The organism is Frankia sp. CcMO1, assembly GCF_977945845.1.
Window position 1 is genome coordinate 1 of the sequence record NZ_CDWTMG010000363.1, and the last position, 3,368, is coordinate 3,368.

Below are 3,368 nucleotides of genomic sequence, written 5' to 3' on the forward strand. Positions count from 1 at the left end.
TCATCGGGCAGCTCGTCATCCCATCCCGCGCGGCGGGGAGCATGCGGGACGGACGGGCGGATGACGACGGGCGGGGCGCGGACAGGCGTGCTGACGAGCGTGCGGTGAGAAGTCGCCCCCGGCGGGGTCGGCCGCGTGTGGAAGTACCTAGGTCGGGGTACGGGGCCATGGTCGCGCTTGCCCAAAGGCGCGGCGCGGAAGGCAGCCCGGCCGGCTTCCCGTGGCGCTCACGCCGTCCGGTCGCAAGCGGAGCCATGGAGCCAAGCGTGCGGGTTGAGGTGACCGACCGTGATGCCATCGTCGTGTATCCGGCCGGCGACATCGACTATTCGTCCCTGGATCCCCTGCGCGAGGCACTGCTCGACGCACGGGTCGCCGGAGTCAAAGAGATCATCGTGGATCTGGAGCAGGTGAGCTTCCTCGACTCGCAGGGGTTGGCGGTCATCCTGTTCGCCCACCAGCGTCAGCGGTCGGCCGGTGGCCGCCTCGTGCTGCGTAACCTCAACGAGGATGCCTATCGCCTGCTGCATGTCACGAACCTGAGTGCCGTGATAGACGTCGATCACGGCGACTCCGCCCCCGCGCGCGGCTTGGCGACCCGTCAGGGCGCCTGAGTCACGGGGGTCTTCCGGACCAGGCCGGATCAACCCGTGGACGGCCTCTCCCAGTGGTAGGAGACGTCGCGGACGTAGGTGATGAAGCCGAGTCCGGTGTACATCCGCACGGCGCGGACGTTGTCCTCGTCCACGTACAGCAGGACCGAGTCGAGCCCCTCGGCCTGCAGATGCCGCAGGCCGATCAGGGTGAGTGCCCGGCCGAGTCCCGCGCCGCCCGCGCCCGGGAGCACGCCCACCACGTAGACCTCGCCGATGGGCCCCGGCTGCGCGTTCCGTGGCGGCGTCTGGTCGGTCTCGTGCACCTTCGTCCAGTGGAAGCCGACGGGTGCGCCGTCGCGCTCGGCGAGGAAGAAGCCACGCGGGTCGAACCACGGCTCGGCCCGGCGCCGGGCCAGATCGTCCAGGGCCCACCGGCCCTGCTCCGGATGATCAGCGAAGGCGGCCGCGTTGACGGCCAGCCAGGCCTGGTCGTCCTGGTCGGGGACGAAGGTGCGGACCGTCACACCGGCCGGCAGCCGGGGGTCCGGCAGGGGCGTCCCGGTCGCCAGCGGTCGCCGAAGCTGGAGCAGCACCCTCGTGCGAGTGAACGTGAGCCGGGTAGCCAATGCCGCGGCGGCCGGCAGGTCGCCGTGGGCCCAGATGTCGAGGCGGGACGACGGCGCCGCGAGGGTCTCGGTCAGTCCGCCGACCAGGGCTGTGCCGACGCCGCGCCCGCGGTGGTCGGGATGGACGACCACCTCGGCCTGCCGCGCCTGGTCCACGCCGCCCAGATGGGCGTAGCCGATGATCCGCCGGGCGGGGGTGCGGCCCGGCATGGTCGACGTGTCCGCGGCGTCCTGGTCACCAGGGGCGTCCGGGATATTCGGGGCGCTCGTGTCCGCGGCGGCCGACACGGCCAGCAGGTGCCGGCCCGCGCCGATCCGCAATCCGGGCCGGAGGGCCAGCCGGATGTCCTCGGACACCGGCCCGGAGCCGTCCGCCCGCTCCGCGGCGGCGAGGAGGCTCACGATGTCGTCCACGTCCATGGCGCTCAGGGTCTGCTGCCAGCTCAGCGAGGTCACCGGACGACCGTATGACGCTGGGTGGCCTTCGACGGTGCGGTCGAGAACCCGGACGCGAGAACCCGGGCGCGAGGCCGAATCCTGGCTTCCGGAGCCGGGAGCTGGGCCTCGCGCCGACGGTGCCGTCCTACTGACGGTGCCTGGGGTGCCGGGGTACCGGGATACCGGGATACCGGGTGCCACGCGGCGGACGGGTGTCCGCGGTGACGTCAGACCCGCTCGGGGGTCCGGGACTCGTCACGGCCGACCCGGCCGGCCTCCCCGGGGGTGTTCTCCGGCAGCGGCGCGATGGGCGGCGCGACGAACTTGTACCCGACGTGCCGAACAGTGCCGATCATCGCTTCGTGCTCGGGGCCGAGCTTCGCTCGCAGCCGCCGGACGTGGACGTCCACCGTGCGGGTGCCGCCGTAGTAGTCGTAACCCCAGACCTCCTGCAACAGCTGGGCGCGGGTGAAGACCCGGCCCGGGTGCTGCGCGAGGTACTTCAGCAGCTCGAACTCCTTGAAGGTGAGCTCGAGCGGCCGGCCCCGCAACTTGGCCGAGTATGTGGTCTCGTCGACCGACAGGTCGCCGGACCGGATGACACCGGCTTCGGCCGTGCCGCCGGCTGCGGCGACGCGACCGATGGACAGCCGCAACCGGGCCTCGACCTCGGCGGGACCCGCGGAATCGAGGACGACGTCGTCGACTCCCCAGTCCGCGGACACCGCCGCCAGCCCACCCTCGGTCACCAGCGCCAGCAGCGGCGTGGTGAGCCCGGTGGTGCGTAGCAGCCGGCACAGACCGCGGGCGATCACAAGCTCCCGGCGGCCATCCACCACGATCACATCCACCGGCGGGGCGTCCAGCAGCGCGCTCGCCTCGAGCGGGGCGACCCGTACGGTGTGGGTGAGAAGCCCAAGCGACGGAAACGACTCGGCGGACGGGCCAGGGGCGTTGGTGAGCAAAAGGACGACGCTCAAGACGACTCCTCCAGGTGGTATGTGGTGGGGCAGCGTCGACCCGGTGAGTAACTCGATGCCCGGCGCTGGGCGTCTCACGATCGTCATGGGCATGAAACGAAGGCCGGTATGTGGGGAGGATAGCGGAGTGTCCTACTCGGCTCCTACCGTCTACGGGCCACTACCTACGGCGGATCGTGAGATCCTGACCACGAGTCATGATCACTGGAGCGGTCGGGTGCCCGGTGCGTCACGCAATCTGGCTGTAGTGGTCACCCATGGCTTCTCCTGTTCGACGTCACGCCTGGCGCTGCAAGCAGTGATGGTCGGATTACGTTCACATCCCGATGTCCAGGTCATGGACCTGCAAGCGTACGGCCGATCCACCAGACTGTGCACTTTCGGTGACCTCGAGGTGCTGGATATCGGCTCGGCCATCGGCGCGGCCTGTCGACTCGGCTACCAGTGGGTCTGCCCCACGGGATGGTCGATGGGATGGTTGGTGGACGGTGCCGCCGTGCTGCGGCACACCGCGCTGATCCAGGTGGGGGAGTCCGTCCACAGCCATCGCCGTCGGTATCCCCCGGAGGCGGTAGCCAGTGCGAGCGCGACCAGCCGGTGGTTCGTGCGGGACACCGCTCGGATGCGCCGAATCCATCGGCTGGCAGATCGGCTGGCAGAGCAGCCCACCGGCCGGATGGTGGCACGGCGCATGTTACGGGTGTGTATCGGATCTGGATCTGGATCTG

At 70.5% G+C, this 3,368-nt stretch carries 4 protein-coding genes; 2 read left to right on the forward strand and 2 right to left on the reverse strand.

Going from position 1 to position 3,368, the window contains the following annotated elements:
- Nucleotides 1-254: 254 nt before the first annotated feature.
- A complete protein-coding gene (locus AC08OU_RS23810) occupies nucleotides 255-614 on the forward strand; it encodes an STAS domain-containing protein (RefSeq protein WP_476592285.1) in 360 nt (119 codons plus the stop codon).
- 29 nt (nucleotides 615-643) lie between these two features.
- Here AC08OU_RS23810 and mshD read toward each other — a convergent pair whose 3' ends face one another.
- Nucleotides 644-1,678, reverse strand: a complete 1,035-nt coding sequence (mshD, locus tag AC08OU_RS23815; RefSeq protein ID WP_476602293.1) for a mycothiol synthase — start codon at nucleotides 1,676-1,678, stop codon at nucleotides 644-646.
- Between the two features lie 209 nt (nucleotides 1,679-1,887).
- Nucleotides 1,888-2,640, reverse strand: coding sequence for a response regulator transcription factor (locus tag AC08OU_RS23820; protein WP_476592283.1), 753 nt, complete (start codon nucleotides 2,638-2,640; stop codon nucleotides 1,888-1,890).
- Nucleotides 2,641-2,767: 127 nt separating this feature from the next.
- On the opposite strand from AC08OU_RS23820, the gene AC08OU_RS23825 reads away from it, so the two are divergent.
- A partial coding sequence (locus AC08OU_RS23825; protein WP_476605871.1) for an alpha/beta hydrolase family protein occupies nucleotides 2,768-3,368 on the forward strand: 601 nt, incomplete at its 3' end.

Excerpts from the sequence above, each read along its gene's own strand:
- AC08OU_RS23810 (WP_476592285.1), top strand. The coding sequence starts at position 255 with ATGGAGCCAAGCGTGCGGGTTGAGGTGACCGACCGTGATGCCATCGTC.